This window comes from Nocardioides sp. JCM 18998 (genome assembly GCF_055391535.1).
Window position 1 is genome coordinate 2,868,898 of the sequence record NZ_AP043886.1, and the last position, 14,791, is coordinate 2,883,688.

Consider the following 14,791-nt stretch of genomic DNA (forward strand, 5'->3'; position numbering starts at 1 on the left):
TAATGTCGGAGCCCACTGACCGCTCAGCTTGGAGGCACCATGTCCGGAACCGTCATCGTCGCCGGGGCTCGCACCCCGATCGGCCGCCTGCTGGGTGGTCTCTCGTCGCTCACCGCCGCCGAGCTCGGCACGGTCGCGATCAAGGGGGCGCTGGAGAAGGCGGGCGTGGCGCCCGAGCAGGTCGAGTACGTGATCATGGGCCAGGTCATCCAGGCCGGTGCCGGTCAGAACCCCGCCCGGATGGCGGCGGTGGGTGCCGGCGTGCCGATGAGCGTCCCGACCATCACCACCAACAAGGTCTGCCTCTCGGGCCTCAACGCCATCGCCCAGGCCGACCAGATGATCCGCACCGGCGAGTACGACATCGTCGTGGCCGGCGGCATGGAGTCGATGACCAACGCCCCGCACCTGCTGCCCAAGTCGCGCGACGGGTTCAAGTACGGCGACACCACGCTGGTCGACTCGATGGTCTACGACGCGCTCTTCGACCAGTTCACCAAGCAGGCGATGATCAACCTGACCGACGCGTGCAACGCCGCCTCGGACCGGTTCACCCGCGAGGAGCAGGACGCGTTCTCCGCGCAGTCGCACCAGCGCGCCGCCGCCGCCCAGAAGAACGGCGTCTTCGACGACGAGATCGTCCCGGTCACGATCGCGTCCCGCAAGGGCGACATCGTCGTCAGCCAGGACGAGGGCGTCCGCGCCGACACGACCGTCGAGTCGCTGGCCGGGCTGCGCCCGGTCAGCAAGGAGGGCACCATCACGGCCGGCTCGGCCTCACAGATCTCCGACGGCGCCGCCGCCGTGGTGGTGATGAGCAAGGCGAAGGCCGAGGAGCTCGGCCTGACCTGGCTGGCCGAGATCGTCTCGCACGGTCAGACCGCCGGCCCGGACTCCTCGCTGCAGCTGCAGCCGGCCGCCTCGACCGCCAAGGCGCTGTCGAAGGCCGGCCTGGCCGCCTCCGACCTCGACCTGGTCGAGTTCAACGAGGCCTTCGCCGCGGTCGGCATGGCCTCCGCGCGCGAGCTCGGGATCTCGGAGGAGATCGTCAACGTCAACGGCGGCGCGATCGCGCTGGGTCACCCGCTGGGGATGTCCGGCACCCGCGTCGTGCTGCACCTCGCCAACGAGCTCAAGCGCCGCGGTGGCGGCACCGGCGTGGCCGCCCTCTGCGGCGGGGGTGGCCAGGGCGACGCCCTGATCGTGCGCGTCCCCGGGGAGTAAGGGACGCCGGTCGTCGTAGCCATGGCTCGTACCGACATCGAGGTCGCCGACCTCGTGCAGGCCGCCCGTGGAGGACCCGGAGATCCGGGCTCCTCGCGGGCGGTCGCCCGTCTGATCTCGCTGGTCGAGGACGCCTCGCCGCGCCTGCGCGAGGTGATGACCGCGCTGTCCCCGTACGTCGGGCATGCGCACGTCATCGGCCTCACCGGGGCTCCGGGCGTCGGCAAGTCGACCACCACCAATGCGCTGGTGCGCGAGCTGCGTGCGGCCGGCCAGCGGGTCGCCGTGCTCGCCGTCGACCCGTCCTCGCCGTTCTCCGGTGGCGCGCTTCTCGGCGACCGGATCCGGATGACCGACCATGCCGGCGACCGCGGCGTCTACATCCGCTCGATGGCCTCCCGGGGCCACCTCGGCGGCCTGGCCTGGAGCACGCCCCAAGCGATCCGGGTCCTCGACGGCGCAGGCTTCGACGTCGTGCTGGTGGAGACCGTCGGCGTGGGCCAGTCCGAGGTCGAGGTGGCCGGTCTCGCCGACACCACGCTCGTCCTGCTCGCCCCGGGGATGGGCGACGGGATCCAGGCCGCCAAGGCGGGCATCCTCGAGATCGGCGACCTCTACGTCATCAACAAGGCCGACCGCGACGGGGCGATGACGGTCCGCCGCGACCTGCGCGGCATGCTCGCTCTGGCCGCGCGCCCCGAGGGGGCCTGGAGGCCGCCGGTGCTGCCGATCTCCGCGCAGAGCCACCAGGGGCTCGGCGACCTGGTGACGGCCATCGCCGATCACCGGCGCTGGCTCGGGGAGTCCGGGGCGCTCGCCGCGCGGCGCGCACGCCGAGCGCGCGAGGAGATCGAGGCCATCGCCGTGGCCGCCCTGCGGGCGCGCTGGGAGCTGCAGGGTCGCGATCGGCTCGACGAGCTCGCCACCTCGGTGGCCGACGGTGCGCTCGACCCGTACGCCGCCGCCGACACGCTGCTGGGCTGAGCTCGCGGCGGTCGCACCGACGATCCGGGGCTGTGGGAGCGACCACTAAGATCGCGGCCATGACGCAGCAGCCCTTCTCCCGTCCCGGAGCGATCGACCTCGGCGCCCTCCAGCGCCCCGCGCAGCCGCCCGCCGCCGGGCAGGGCGCCCCCGGAGCCGGCACCGCAGCCGGCGCGGGTGCCCCCGCCGCCGGTGGCACCCCCGCCGGTGGCACCGCGTACAGCGTCGAGCTGGGCCGCGAGAACTTCCAGAGCACCCTCGAGTCGTCGATGCACGCCCCGGTGCTGCTGGCGTTCTACTCGCCCACCCGGATGCCCGAGTCGGCGCAGCTGGCGGCCGACATGCGGACCCTGTCGGACGAGTTCGAGGGCCGCTTCCTCGTCGGCCTGGTCGACATCGACACCGCCCCCGAGATCGCCCAGGCGATGCAGATCCCGTCGATCCCGCTGGTCGTGGCCGTCATCGACGGCCGTCCGCAGCCGCTGCTCCAGGACGTCGTCCCGATCGAGCAGCTGCGCACCATGCTGACCCAGGTCGCCCAGCAGCTGACCGTCTCCGGCCTCACCGGCCGCCACCAGCCGCGCCGCGTCGAGGCGGCCGAGGGCGAGGAGGAGCTCGTCGACCCGCGCTACGCGGCTGCGCAGGACGCGCTCGGCGAGGGCGACATCGACCGCGCCGTGGCGGAGTACCAGAAGCTCGTCGACGCCAACCCGGCCGACACCGAGGCCGCCGCCGGCCTGGCGATGGCGAAGGTGCTGCAGCGCACCGCGGGCGCGGACCCGGCCGCCGCCCTCGCGGCCGCCGACGCCGCTCCCGACGACGTCGAGGCGCAGACGCTGGTCGCCGACCTCGACCTGGTGAGCGGCCGCGTGGACGAGGCGTTCGCGCGCCTGATCGGGCTCGTCACCCGTACGGCCGGCGACGAGCGCAACGCCGCGCGCGAGCACCTGCTCGGCCTCTTCGGCGCTGTCGGCAACGAGGACCCCCGCGTGCTGAGCGGGCGTCGGGCGCTCGCCTCCGCCCTCTTCTGACGAGAGGTCACCTCTCGCCGGGCGAGAGCTCACAGCGCGGCGCCGGCCTCCCGCAGCGCCTCGAGCACGGCGCCGATCGCGGGGGAGTCGGTCATGCTGCGCCGGTGCAGCGCGATCACGGCGCGGGTCGGCACCGGGTCCTTCATCGGCACGGCGACCAGGTCATCGCTCAGCGGCGCCCGGCCGAGTCGCGGGATCGACGCGATGCCGAGACCGGCGCGGACCAGCGCGAGATGGGAGTCGAACTCCATCGCCACGTGCGCGATCCGCGGCAGCCGGCCGGTGCCGACGTACATCCGGTTGAGCCACTGCCGGCAGATGGTGCCCTCCGGGGTGGCGATCCAGCCCTCGTCGGCCAGGTCCCTCGGCGTGACGACCTGGCGCGATGCGAGCGGGTGGGTGCGCGGCATGATCACCTCGGCCAGGTCGAGCCCGACCTTGGTGGCGGTCAGGTGGTCGGGGATCTGCAGCGCGACGTCGCCCCAGCTGTGCACCAGGCCGAGGTCGGCCTCGCCGCGGGCGACCAGGTCGATCGTGTCCCATGGCTCGCTCTCCACGAGTGCGACCGTCAGGGCCGGGTGCTCCGCGATCACCGTGGGCAGGGTCGGGGCGACCAGGCCGCGGGTCGCGGTGGAGAAGACCGCCAGCCGTACGTCCCCGGCGACGGTCTCGGCCTGCTGGTGCAGCCCGGCCTCCAGCTCCTCGAGGTCGGCGAGCAGGCGGGTGCCGTGCTCCACCAGGTGGCGGCCGTGCCGGGTGAGCATGACGCCGCGTCCGACCCGCTCGAGGACCGGTACGCCGGCGCTGCGCTCCAGGCGCTTCACCTGCTGGGAGACGGCGCTCGGGGTGAAGCCGAGCGCGTCGGCCGCGGCGACCACCGAGCCGTGGGTGGCGACGGCGCGCAGCGAGACCAGGGCGTCGAGATCGATCATGAAGCGATGCTAATGGGTTTGGTGCAGTTCTATTCGCTGGTCCTTCATGGTCGCTCCGGCGACGATGGTCCTCATGAGCCGCCGTGACTCGCTCCTCGCCGCCCTCGTGGCCGCCATCTGGGGCTTCAACTTCGTCGTCATCGACTGGGGGATGGGGACGGTGCCGCCGCTGCTCTTCGCGGCGATCCGGTTCACGTTCGTCGCGCTCCCGGCGGTCCTGCTGGTCCCGCGACCGCAGGCGCCGTGGCGTACCGTCGCGGCGGTCGGTGCGTTCATGAGCCTCGGCCAGTTCGGCTTCCTCTACGCCTCGATGCACGCCGGGATGCCGCCCGGGCTCGCCGCCCTGGTGCTGCAGGCGCAGGTCGTGCTGACCATCGTGATCGCGGCCGGCGTGCTGCGAGAGCGCCCGTCGGCCGAACACGCGGTCGGCGTCGGCCTCGGCGCGCTCGGGCTGGTGGTCGTCGGGCTCGGCCGCGGTGGCCACGTGCCGGCCACGGCCCTGCTGCTCTGCCTCGGCGGCGCGCTGTCGTGGGCGATCGGCAACGTCGTGTCCCGCGCGGCCCGCCTGACCGGTGGAGGTCTGTCACTGACGGTCTGGTCCGCCCTGGTCGTGCCGGCGCCGCTGCTCGGGCTCTCGCTGCTCATCGACGGGCCGCACGGCGTCGCCGACGGCTTCTCCGCCTTCGGCTGGCACGCTGCGCTCTCCACCCTCTACACGGCCGGACTCAGCTCGATCGTCGGGTACGCCATCTTCAACACCCTGCTCGCGCGCCACGCCTCGCACCGGGTGGTCCCGTGGATCCTGCTGGTGCCGCCGGTGGCGATCGTCTCGGCGTGGGCGCTGCGGGACGAGGTCCCGAACGCCGCCGAGCTCGGCGGCGCCGCGCTGCTGATCCTGGGCGTGCTGATCGCCCAGGGCGTGCTGCGGCTGCGCCCAGGAGCAGGCCCAGGATCAGGCCCAGGATCAGGCTCAGGAGTGCGCGCGACCGCTCTCGGTGTAGGGCGACCCGCCCCCGTGCGTACGCGCTAGCGCCGCCTCGATCCGGCGCGCGGTGAAGTCGGCCGCGAGCTCGCGCACCTCGTCCATCGTCTTGAACTCGGCCGAGCGGATCTCGTTGGGCTGCAGGGTGAGCTGCCCGGCGAGCTCGGCGGGCTGGGTGCCGCCGTCGAAGACCAGGCAGACCGCGTCGTCCCAGCCGCTCCACGGCGGCAGCCAGTCGGTGAGCAGCAGCTCGCCGGCCGCGATCTCGACGCCGAGCTCCTCCTCGAGCTCGCGGCTCACCGCGAGGCGCGGCGACTCGTTGACCTCGACGACGCCACCGGGCAGGTCCCAGTCGCGCTTGTACGTGAGCTGGCACAGCAGCACCCGCTCCTGGCCCGACTCGTCGGGCGTCGATCGGATCAGCATCTGCCCGATCGCGCGCTTGCGCGGCAGGAACGAGTTGAGCAGCGATCGGAAGCTCTGCGGGTCGTCGAGCGGCAGGTCGGAGGCGAGCCGGGCGTAGACGATCCGGTCACGCGGCTCCCCGGAGGCCGTGACGCCGCGCATCGTGCCCTCGCGCAGCATCCCTGCCCACGCCGCGACCCGCTGCCCGGCCTCGTCGTCCGGGTCGAGCAGCGTCTCGACCCGGGTGTGGGCCACCAGCGCCGCCGCCACCTCACGCCGTACGACCGAGGCCGGAACGTCGGCGGGCCACTCGATCCGCGCGGCGCCGTCGGCCACCGTGGTCACGATCGTCAGCGGCTCCTCGGTCACGTCCTCACCCTAGGGGACCGTACGAGACGTGACGCCTCGACCCGCGAGAGGTGACTCCTCGACCCGCGAGAGGTGACCCCTCGACCCGCGAGAGGTGACCCCTCAACGGGTGGGGCGGAGCCAGACGGTGGCGAGGGGCGGGATGGTGAGGGTGGCGCTGGCCGGCTGACCGTGGGACGGCTCGTCCACCGCCTGGACGGTGCCGAGGTTGCCGACCCCGGAGCCGCCGTACGTCTCGGCGTCGGTGTTGAGCACCTCCTCCCACGACCCCGTCGCCGGCAGCCCGAGCACGTAGTCGTGCCGGGGGACGGGAGCGAAGTTGGTGACGCAGACCAGCGGGTCGGCATCGGCCGATGAGCCGTACCGGACGAAGGCGAAGACGTTGTTGGCCGCGTCGTCGCCGACCAGCCAGCCGAACCCGTCCGGTGAGGCGTCCTGCTCCCACAGTGCCGGCTCGGCGCGGTAGCGCCGGTTGAGGTCGCGCACGGTGGCGTGCATGCCGCGGTGCTCGGGATGATCGAGCAGCCACCAGTCGAGCTCGCGCGACTCGGCCCACTCGGCGTCCTGGGCGATCTCGCTGCCCATGAAGAGCAGCTGCTTGCCCGGATGCGCCCACATGAAGGCGAGGTAGGCGCGCAGCGTGGCGAGCTGCTGCCAGCGATCGCCGGGCATCTTGCGCAGCAGCGACCCCTTGCCGTGCACGACCTCGTCGTGCGAGAGGGGCAGCACGTACTTCTCCGACCAGGCGTACGAGAGCCCGAAGGTCATCTCGCCGTGGTGGTAGGAGCGGTGCACCGGATCGTGACGCAGGTACGACAGGGTGTCGTGCATCCAGCCCATGTTCCACTTGAAGCCGAAACCGAGCCCGCCGCCGTCGGTGGGCGCCGTGACACCCGGCCACGCGGTCGACTCCTCGGCGATCGTGACGATGCCGGGGGAACGCTTGTAGGAGGTCGCGTTCATCTCCTGGAGGAACTCCACCGCCTCGAGGTGCTCGTGGCCGCCGTGCCGGTTGGGCAGCCACTCGCCGGCGTTGCGGCCGTAGTCGAGGTAGAGCATCGAGGCGACGCCGTCCACCCGCAGGCCGTCGGCGTGGAACTCCTCGAGCCAGTACGCGGCGTTCGCGTACAGGAAGTTGCGCACCTCGGGCCGGCCGAAGTCGAAGATGTGCGAGCCCCACTCGGCGTGCCAGCCCTTGCGCGGGTCGGGGTGCTCGTAGAGGGGCGTGCCGTCGAAGCGGGCCAGCGCCCACTCGTCGGTGGCGAAGTGGCCCGGCACCCAGTCCAGGATGACGCCCACGTCGGCCTGGTGGAGCCGGTCGACGAGGTAGCGGAAGTCGTCGGGCGTCCCGAACCTGCTGTCGGGGGCGAAGTAGCCGGTCACGTGATAGCCCCAGCTGCCGCCGAACGGGTGCTGCATCACCGGCATCAGCTCGACGTGGGTGAACCCCAGGTCCGCGACGTAGTCGACCAGCTCGTCGGCGAGGTCGCGGTAGCTGCGGCCGCGGCGCCACGAGGCCAGGTGCACCTCGTAGACCGACATCGGCCGGTCGATGCGCTGCTTCTCGCCGCGGGCCGCCTGCCAGTCCTGGTCGCCCCACTCGTACGTGGACGCCCACACCCGCGACGAGGTCGCCGGCGGCACCTCGGCCCAGCGGGCCATCGGGTCGGCCTTCGCGCGCCACTCACCGTCCGCTCCGCGGATCATGTACACGTAGTGCGCGCCGCTGCCGGTGCCGGGTACGAACGTCTCCCACACGCCCGACGAGCCGAGAGGCCTGAGCGGGTGGGTGGCGCCGGTCCAGCCGTTGAAGTCCCCGGCGACCTGCACCTCCTGGGCGTTCGGCGCCCAGACGGCGAAGTGCGTGCCCTCGGCGCTCACGTGCGCGCCGAGCGCGTCCCAGAGCTGCTCGTGGCGGCCCTCGTTGATCAGGTGCAGGTCGATCTCGCCCAGGTGGGGATCGCGGGCGTTGGTGGCGGGCATCAGGCTCCGATCCGCGCGACCGCGGCCAACGGGATGTCGATCCACGTCGGGCGGTTGCGCGCTTCGTAGACGGTCTCGTACACGGCCTTGTCGGCGACGTAGGCGTCGAGCAGGAGTCGCTGCTCGTCGGTGATCTCGCCGCGGTAGGCGACCAGGAAATGGTTGCGGGCGCGGTGGGCCCACTCCTCGACCCGCTGGGCGAGCAGCGCCTCCTGGTCGGTGATCACGGTGGGATCGAGGTCGGGGTGCTGGTGCAGCACGGCGTGTGGGGCGTAGTCGAAGGAGCGCAGCATCCCGGCGACGTCGCGCCACCGCGAGTCCGGCAGCGCCCGTACGTCCAGGGGCTTGGCCGGCTCGCCCTCGAAGTCGACGAACTTCCACCCCAGCGAGGTGCGCAGGGTCTGGCCGAGGTGGAGGTCACCGTGGATGCGCTGCACCTCGATCTCGCCGAGCTCGGCGACGCGATCGAAGATCACCCGCAGGGAGGCGTCGTAGGGGGCGAGCTCGGGCACGGCCGCGATCGCGGCCTCGAGCCGCGTCGTCATGCCGGCGGCCAGCTCGGCGGCCGACGCGGTGGTGACGGGGAAGTGCGAGGCCAGGTCGCGGTGGACCTCGGCGAGCGCCTCGCCGAGGCGGGCCGCCTCGGCGGCGAAGTCGCCGCCGGAGGAGGAGGCGTGCACCTCGGGCTCGGCGAACATGTTGCGGACCGACGCGAGTGCGAGGTCCCAGCCGTCGGTGGCCGTGCGCAGGAAGCGCTGCAGCATGGCCAGGTGCAGTGTCTGCGGGCCGTCGCCCAGGTCGGCCGAGCCCTCGACCCAGCCGTACAGGTCCGCGATGTGCGTGCTCTCGGCGTTGGTCAGGACCTCGTGGATCTCGATGTCCGGGTTGACCCCGGGCGTGACCTTGCGGAAGACCTTCATGATCGCGTCCTCGCCGTAGGCCACCGAGGAGTTGGACTGCTGACCGGAGAAGAGCGTCGAGTGCGTGCTCAGGTCGAGCTCGTGGCCGGGCAGGCGGTGGAACGTCAGCGCCTCGCCGGAGACCGCCTGGTCGAACGAGCGCAGCCAGCAGGCCATCGCCTCACGGTCGTGCAGCGCGTCGTAGGCGTGCACCCAACCGTGCCTCTCGTCCTCCCACCACCCGACGAACGCGTGGTCGAGGCGGCCCTGCGGCTTCTCGTAGAAGGCGAGCGGCACCTGGTAGAGCTCGGTCCCGCCCTCCTCGTCGGCGAAGCGCACCTCCACGAGGTGGATCACCACGACCGGGCTGTCCTCGACGCGGCCCGGCACCTCACCGAGCACACGGACCGCGCCGATCCCGAACGGCCGGCCCTTGCCGGCGAACCAGCGCGTACGGCTCAGATAGTCGCTGAAGATGCTCTCGTCCAGACTCACAGCAGCTCTCCCTCCCCGCTCGGCGCCGCCGGCTCGACGGGGTCCACCAGACGGAACCAGTAGAAGCCGTACCCGCCCAGCGTCAACAGATAGGGCAGTTCCCCGATGGAGGGGAAGGAAACCCCGCCGAGGACCTCGACGAGCTGCTTGCCCTCGAAGCGGCGCAGGTCGATCTCGGCCGGCTGCGGGAAGCGCGAGAGGTTGTTGACGCACACGATGATGTCGGTGCTGCCATCGGCGTTCTCCAGCTCGCGGCTGTAGGCAAGCACCGACGGGTTGGTGCCGCCCAGGTCGTGGAACGTCCCGAGCCCGAAGGCCGGGTGCAGCTTGCGGGCGTGGATCATCCGCTGGGTCCAGCGCAGCAGCGAGGACTGGTCCTCCATCTGCGCCTCGACGTTGACCGCCTGGTAGCCGTAGACGGGATCCATCACCAGCGGTCGGTCGAGCTTGCCGGGGTTGGCGGTGGAGAAGCCGGCGTTGCGATCCCCGGACCACTGCATCGGCGTCCGTACGCCGTCGCGATCGCCCAACCAGATGTTGTCGCCCATCCCGATCTCGTCGCCGTAGTACAGGACGGGCGAGCCCGGCAGCGACAGCAGCAGGGCGGTGAAGAGCTCCATCTGGTTGATGTCGTTGTCGAGCAGGGGAGCCAGCCGGCGGCGGATCCCGATGTTGGCCTTCATCCGCGGGTCCTTGGCGTACTCGCCCCACATGTAGTCGCGGTCCTCGTCGGTGACCATCTCGAGGGTCAGCTCGTCGTGGTTGCGCAGGAAGATGCCCCACTGGCAGCCGGTCGGGATCTGCGGGGTCTGCTCGAGGATCTCCGAGATCGGGTAGCGCGACTCGCGGCGCACCGCCATGAAGATGCGGGGCATCACCGGGAAGTGGAAGGCCATGTGGCACTCGTCGCCGCCGACGCTGGGATCGCCGAAGTACTCGACCACGTCCGCGGGCCACTGGTTGGCCTCGCACAGCAGGATCCGGTCGGGGTACTCGTCGTCGACGACCTTGCGGACCTTCTTCAGCATCTCGTGCGTCTCGGGGAGGTTCTCGCCGTTGGTGCCGTCGCGCTCGTAGAGGTACGGCACCGCGTCGAGACGGAAGCCGTCGATGCCCATGTCCAGCCAGAACCGCAGCCCGTCGATCATCGCGTCGTGCACGGCCGGGTTGTCGAAGTTGAGGTCGGGCTGGTGGCTGAAGAACCGGTGCCAGAAGTACTGCTGCCGCACCGGGTCCCACGTCCAGTTGGACGGCTCGGTGTCGACGAAGATGATCCGCGCCTCCTCGTAGCGCTCGTCGGTGTCGGACCAGACGTAGAAGTCGCCGTACGGGCCCTCGGGGTCCTCCCGGGAGGCCTGGAACCACGGGTGCTGGTCGCTGGTGTGGTTCATGACGAAGTCGATGATCACCCGGATGCCGCGCTCGTGGGCGGCGTCGAGGAACGCGTGGAAGTCCTCGACGGTGCCGACCTCGGGCAGGACCCCGGTGTAGTCCGCGACGTCGTAGCCGCCGTCGCGCAGCGGGCTCGGGAAGAAGGGCGGGAGCCAGAGGCAGTCGACGCCGAGCCACTGGAGGTAGTCGAGCTTCTCGGTCAGGCCGTTGAAGTCGCCGGTGCCGTCGCCGTTGGAGTCCTTGAACGAGCGCACCAGGACCTCGTAGAACACCGCGGTCTTGAACCACTCCGGCTGGCTGCCGAGGACGGTCCCGACCGGGGTCTGCTGGTCGTGCTGGATGGTCACAGGGGGCTCCTGACGGTGAGGATGTGGGCGGGCTCGTGGCCGGGGTCGAGCCGGACGTAGTTGTCCCGGCCCCAGGTCCAATCCTGCCCGGTGATCTCGTCGTGCACGGTGAAGGCGGTGCCGTCGGCGATCGGGAGGCCGAGGGCGGCCAGGTCCAGCCGTACGACGGTCTCGCGGGCGGCGTGCGGATCGAGGTTGAGCACCACGATCACGGTGTCCTCGGAGGTCGAGCCTGTCGCGGAGGTCGAGCCTGTCGAGACCGTTCCGGAGGTCGAGCCTGTCGAGACCGTTCCGGAGGTCGAGCCTGTCGAGACCCGCTTGCTGAAGCACAGGATGTGGTCGTCGTCGGCGTGGTGGATCGTGATGTTGCGCAGCAGCCGCAGCGCCGGGTGCTCGCGACGCAGCGTGTTGAGCAGGGTCAGGTACGGCGCCAGGCTGCGGCCCTCGGCCTCCGCCGCTGCCCAGTCCCGGGGCCGGAGCTGGTACTTCTCCGAGTCGAGGTACTCCTCGCTGCCGGGGCGCACGGCCACGTGCTCGTACAGCTCGAAGCCGGCGTAGACACCCCACGAGGGGGACGACATGGCGGCGAGGGTGGCGCGGATCTTGAAGGCCGCCGGCCCGCCGTACTGTAGGAACGCGTGCAGGATGTCGGGGGTGTTGACGAAGAAGTTCGGCCGCATCAGATGGGCAGAGCGGTCGGACACCTCCAGGAGGTAGTCCTCGATCTCGGTCTTCTCGTTGCGCCAGGTGAAGTACGTGTACGACTGGTGGTAGCCGATCGCGCCGAGCCCGTGCATCATCGCGGGGCGGGTGAAGGCCTCCGACAGGAACAGGACATCGGGATCGGTGGCGCGCACCTCGGCCAGCAGCCGCTCCCAGAACGCCAGCGGCTTGGTGTGCGGGTTGTCGACCCGGAAGATCCGCACGCCGTGGCCCATCCAGAGCCGGACCACCCGCAGCACCTCGGCGTAGATCCCCTCGGGGTCGTTGTCGAAGTTGATCGGGTAGATGTCCTGGTACTTCTTCGGCGGGTTCTCGGCGTAGGCGATGGTGCCGTCGGCGCGCGTGGTGAAGAACTCCGGGTTGCTGGTCGCCCACGGGTGGTCCGGTGCGGCCTGCAGTGCGAGGTCGAGCGCCACCTCGAGCTCGAGCTCCTTCGCCCGGGCGACGAAGGCGTCGAAGTCGTCGAACGTGCCGAGGTCGGGGTGGATCGCGTCGTGTCCGCCGTGCTTCGAGCCGATCGCCCAGGGGCTCCCGGCCCAGTCGGCCGGGGCCGGTCCGGGCGGGTTCATCACCGCGTTGTTGGGGCCCTTGCGGTTGACCTCGCCGATCGGGTGGATCGGCGGCAGGTAGATGACGTCGAAGCCCATCGCGGCCACTGCGTCGAGTCGCTCGGCGGCGGTGCGGAGCGTGCCGCTGACCAGCTTCTTCGTCCTCGGGTCGGTGGTGGCGCCCTCGGAGCGCGGGAAGAACTCGTACCAGCTGCCGAACAGCGCCCGCGGACGGTCCGCGTACGCCGGGAACGGACCCTCAACGCTGCTGAGCTGCCGGATGGGGTGCTCGTGCAGCACCCGGGCCAGCTCGGGGTCCTCGATGACGGCCAGCCGTGCCTCGACCGGGCGGGTGGGGTCGCCGCACGCGTCCAGAGCGCCGTCGATGATCTGCTCGTCGCTCGCCGCCGGGCCGGTGATCTGCTCCAGCAGCAGTCGGCCCTCGGTGAACATCAGCTCCACGTCGACGCCTGCGCGGATCTTGATCGGCGCGTCGTGCAGCCAGGTCGCCAGCGGGTCGGACCAGGCGTGCACCTCGAAGCTCCACGCCCCCTCGACATCGGGGGTGAGCCAGGCCTCGTACCGGTCGGTGCCGGGTGCCAGCATGCGCATCCGTACGGGTGGCCTTCGAGCACCCGTGGGATCGATCCCGATCACCTCGCAGCCGAGCTGGTCGTGGCCTTCTCGGAAGACCGTGGCCCGTACGGGGAAGGGCTCGCCGAGCGTCGCCTTCGCAGGCTGACGCCCTCGGTCGACCAAGGGCATGACGTCCATGACAGGGATGCGTCCGACCATGCCTACTAACTAACCAGACCCGGACGACCCCATGCGAGGTCGGTCCGGGCCGGTCAGGTTTTCTCCGCCGGGTTTCGTCGACTCGCCTCGCTCAGCAGCAACCCGGCGGGCAGCACTCGGAGTCGCAGCAGGTGTCGTCGAGCATGATGCCTCCTTCCAAAGTATCGATGTCAATCGATATAGATCACCGTCGATGTTGCGCCCATGGATCGATGCCTGTCAATATCGATCCATGCCGACGTCCCTGCCGCTGACACCCGTCCAGGCGGTCGCGTGCTGCTCGCCGCTGCTCAGCGAGCCGATGAGCGTCGAGACCGCCGGGCGGATCTCGCCACTGCTCAAGGCCCTCGCCGATCCCGTGCGCCTGCGCCTGCTGTCGCTCGTCGCCGCGCACGAGTCCGGTGAGGCATGCGTCTGCGACCTCAACGAGGCCTTCGACCTCTCCCAGCCCACCATCAGCCATCACCTCAAGGTGCTGCACGAGGCGGGTCTGCTGGAGCGCAGCAAGCGCGGCACCTGGGTCTACTACGCCGTACGGCGCGAGGCGCTCGGTGACGTGGCGGCCCTGCTCGGTGGGGTCGGCGCGTGACGTACCTGTGGCGGCGCGCGGTGGCCGAGCTGCTCGGCACGGCGCTCCTGGTAGCGGCGGTGATCGGCTCGGGCGTGATGGCGCAGCGACTGTCGCCGGGCGACGTCGGTCTGCAGCTGCTGGAGAACTCGATCGCGACCGGCGGCGCTCTGCTCGCCCTGATCATCGCGTTCGGCTCGGTCTCGGCGGCGTTCAACCCGGTGGTGACGGTCGTGGAGATGGCACTGGGCCGGATCTGGCTCGCCGAAGCCGTGCTCCTGGTGCTCGCACAGATCCTGGGCGGGGTGCTGGGGGCCATGGCTGCCAACCTGATGTTCTCGTTGCCGGTCGTCGACCTCGCCCGCAACCACCGCGCGTCGGCGGCCCACCTCTTCGCCGAGGTCGTCGCCACCGTCGGGCTGATGCTCGTCATCCACGGCGCCCTGCGCCGCACCCACCTCGAGTCGGTGGCGGTCGCGGTGTCCGGCTACATCGTGGCCGCCTACTGGTTCACCTCGTCGACGTCGTTCGCCAACCCGGCGGTGACGATCGCCCGGATGCTCTCCGACACCTTCGCCGGGATCGCTCCCGCCAGCGTCGCCGGCTTCGTCGGCGCCCAGGTCGCAGGCGGTGTGCTCGCCTACTTCCTGATCCGCTTCCTGCATCCCCGGCCCGCGTCCACGGAGTCCTGATGACCGCACCCAGCACCGTCCTGTTCGTCTGCGTCCACAACGCGGGCCGCTCGCAGATGGCGGCCGGCTTCCTGCGCGCGCTCGGGGGAGAGCGCGTCCGGGTCCTCTCGGCCGGCTCGATGCCCGGGGATCGGATCAACCCGGTCGCCGTCGAGGCGATGGCCGAGGTCGGCATCGACATCGCAGGCCAGCAGCCCCAGGTCATCACCGACGAGGCCGTGCACTCCTCCGACGTCGTGATCACCATGGGCTGCGGCGACGCGTGCCCGTACTTCCCGGGCACGCGGTACGAGGACTGGCCGCTGGAGGACCCCGCCGGTCGAGGCCTCGAGGCCGTGCGCCCGATCCGCGACGCGATCAAGGCGCGGGTCGAGCGGCTCCTGACCGAGCTGGGCTGAGCGCGGCCGTCTCGGCCGAATCGT

The 14,791-nt window shown here is 71.2% G+C and carries 13 protein-coding genes; 7 read left to right on the forward strand and 6 right to left on the reverse strand.

Going from position 1 to position 14,791, the window contains the following annotated elements; genetic code table 11:
- The first annotated feature begins 39 nt into the window (after nt 1-39).
- From ACZ5L9_RS13450 to ACZ5L9_RS13460, 3 genes are read left to right on the forward strand one after another with little or no spacing between them, the layout of a single operon-like run.
- The gene (locus ACZ5L9_RS13450; protein WP_464528537.1) at nt 40-1,224 is read left to right on the forward strand and encodes an acetyl-CoA C-acetyltransferase; all 1,185 of its coding nucleotides are present in this window, start codon (nt 40-42) and stop codon (nt 1,222-1,224) included.
- A 21-nt stretch (nt 1,225-1,245) separates the two neighbouring features.
- Nucleotides 1,246-2,208, forward strand: coding sequence for a methylmalonyl Co-A mutase-associated GTPase MeaB (meaB, locus tag ACZ5L9_RS13455; RefSeq protein WP_464528539.1), 963 nt, complete (start codon nt 1,246-1,248; stop codon nt 2,206-2,208).
- Between the two features lie 59 nt (nt 2,209-2,267).
- A complete protein-coding gene (locus tag ACZ5L9_RS13460) occupies nt 2,268-3,239 on the forward strand; it encodes a co-chaperone YbbN (protein WP_464528540.1) in 972 nt (323 codons plus the stop codon).
- Between the two features lie 29 nt (nt 3,240-3,268).
- Here the strand turns inward: ACZ5L9_RS13460 and ACZ5L9_RS13465 are convergent, their stop codons facing one another.
- A complete protein-coding gene (locus ACZ5L9_RS13465) occupies nt 3,269-4,171 on the reverse strand; it encodes a LysR family transcriptional regulator (protein WP_464528542.1) in 903 nt (300 codons plus the stop codon).
- 73 nt (nt 4,172-4,244) lie between these two features.
- On the opposite strand from ACZ5L9_RS13465, the gene ACZ5L9_RS13470 reads away from it, so the two are divergent.
- Nucleotides 4,245-5,201, forward strand: a complete 957-nt coding sequence (locus tag ACZ5L9_RS13470; RefSeq protein ID WP_464528544.1) for an EamA family transporter — start codon at nt 4,245-4,247, stop codon at nt 5,199-5,201.
- On the opposite strand, the gene ACZ5L9_RS13475 is transcribed toward ACZ5L9_RS13470, so the two are convergent.
- From ACZ5L9_RS13475 to ACZ5L9_RS13495, 5 genes are all read right to left on the reverse strand, one after another.
- On the reverse strand, nt 5,142-5,927 hold the full coding sequence (locus ACZ5L9_RS13475) for an NUDIX domain-containing protein (protein WP_464528546.1): 786 nt from the start codon (nt 5,925-5,927) through the stop codon (nt 5,142-5,144). The genes ACZ5L9_RS13470 and ACZ5L9_RS13475 overlap by 60 nt on opposite strands.
- A 102-nt stretch (nt 5,928-6,029) precedes the next feature.
- The gene (gene glgB / locus ACZ5L9_RS13480; RefSeq protein WP_464528549.1) at nt 6,030-7,910 is read right to left on the reverse strand and encodes a 1,4-alpha-glucan branching protein GlgB; all 1,881 of its coding nucleotides are present in this window, start codon (nt 7,908-7,910) and stop codon (nt 6,030-6,032) included.
- Complete coding sequence (locus ACZ5L9_RS13485; RefSeq protein WP_464528551.1) at nt 7,910-9,304, reverse strand: maltokinase N-terminal cap-like domain-containing protein; 1,395 nt, start codon at nt 9,302-9,304, stop codon at nt 7,910-7,912. The genes glgB and ACZ5L9_RS13485 overlap by 1 nt, the downstream gene beginning before the upstream one ends.
- Entirely contained in the window at nt 9,301-11,043 is a 1,743-nt protein-coding gene (gene treS / locus ACZ5L9_RS13490; RefSeq protein ID WP_464528553.1) for a maltose alpha-D-glucosyltransferase, read from the reverse strand. Before treS ends, ACZ5L9_RS13485 begins: the two co-directional genes overlap by 4 nt.
- Nucleotides 11,040-13,109: an alpha-1,4-glucan--maltose-1-phosphate maltosyltransferase gene (locus tag ACZ5L9_RS13495; RefSeq protein ID WP_464528554.1), complete on the reverse strand. Its 2,070-nt coding sequence runs from the start codon at nt 13,107-13,109 to the stop codon at nt 11,040-11,042. Before ACZ5L9_RS13495 ends, treS begins: the two co-directional genes overlap by 4 nt.
- Nucleotides 13,110-13,341: 232 nt before the next feature.
- On the opposite strand from ACZ5L9_RS13495, the gene ACZ5L9_RS13500 reads away from it, so the two are divergent.
- From ACZ5L9_RS13500 to ACZ5L9_RS13510, 3 genes are read left to right on the forward strand one after another with little or no spacing between them, the layout of a single operon-like run.
- Nucleotides 13,342-13,698 carry a metalloregulator ArsR/SmtB family transcription factor gene (locus tag ACZ5L9_RS13500; RefSeq protein WP_464528555.1) on the forward strand — a complete coding sequence of 119 codons (357 nt, stop codon included), beginning with the start codon at nt 13,342-13,344 and terminating at the stop codon, nt 13,696-13,698.
- A complete protein-coding gene (locus ACZ5L9_RS13505) occupies nt 13,695-14,369 on the forward strand; it encodes an aquaporin (RefSeq protein WP_464528556.1) in 675 nt (224 codons plus the stop codon). The genes ACZ5L9_RS13500 and ACZ5L9_RS13505 overlap by 4 nt, the downstream gene beginning before the upstream one ends.
- Nucleotides 14,369-14,767, forward strand: a complete 399-nt coding sequence (locus tag ACZ5L9_RS13510) for an arsenate reductase ArsC (protein ID WP_464528557.1) — start codon at nt 14,369-14,371, stop codon at nt 14,765-14,767. Before ACZ5L9_RS13505 ends, ACZ5L9_RS13510 begins: the two co-directional genes overlap by 1 nt.
- Nucleotides 14,768-14,791 lie beyond the last annotated feature (24 nt).

Coding starts and splice junctions, on each gene's coding strand:
- ACZ5L9_RS13465 (WP_464528542.1), bottom strand. CDS start 4,171: ATGATCGATCTCGACGCCCTGGTCTCGCTGCGCGCCGTCGCCACCCAC.
- ACZ5L9_RS13510 (WP_464528557.1), top strand. CDS start 14,369: ATGACCGCACCCAGCACCGTCCTGTTCGTCTGCGTCCACAACGCGGGC.
- glgB (WP_464528549.1), bottom strand. CDS start 7,910: ATGCCCGCCACCAACGCCCGCGATCCCCACCTGGGCGAGATCGACCTG.
- ACZ5L9_RS13450 (WP_464528537.1), top strand. CDS start 40: ATGTCCGGAACCGTCATCGTCGCCGGGGCTCGCACCCCGATCGGCCGC.
- ACZ5L9_RS13495 (WP_464528554.1), bottom strand. CDS start 13,109: ATGGTCGGACGCATCCCTGTCATGGACGTCATGCCCTTGGTCGACCGA.
- ACZ5L9_RS13460 (WP_464528540.1), top strand. CDS start 2,268: ATGACGCAGCAGCCCTTCTCCCGTCCCGGAGCGATCGACCTCGGCGCC.
- ACZ5L9_RS13500 (WP_464528555.1), top strand. CDS start 13,342: ATGCCGACGTCCCTGCCGCTGACACCCGTCCAGGCGGTCGCGTGCTGC.
- ACZ5L9_RS13470 (WP_464528544.1), top strand. CDS start 4,245: ATGAGCCGCCGTGACTCGCTCCTCGCCGCCCTCGTGGCCGCCATCTGG.
- meaB (WP_464528539.1), top strand. CDS start 1,246: ATGGCTCGTACCGACATCGAGGTCGCCGACCTCGTGCAGGCCGCCCGT.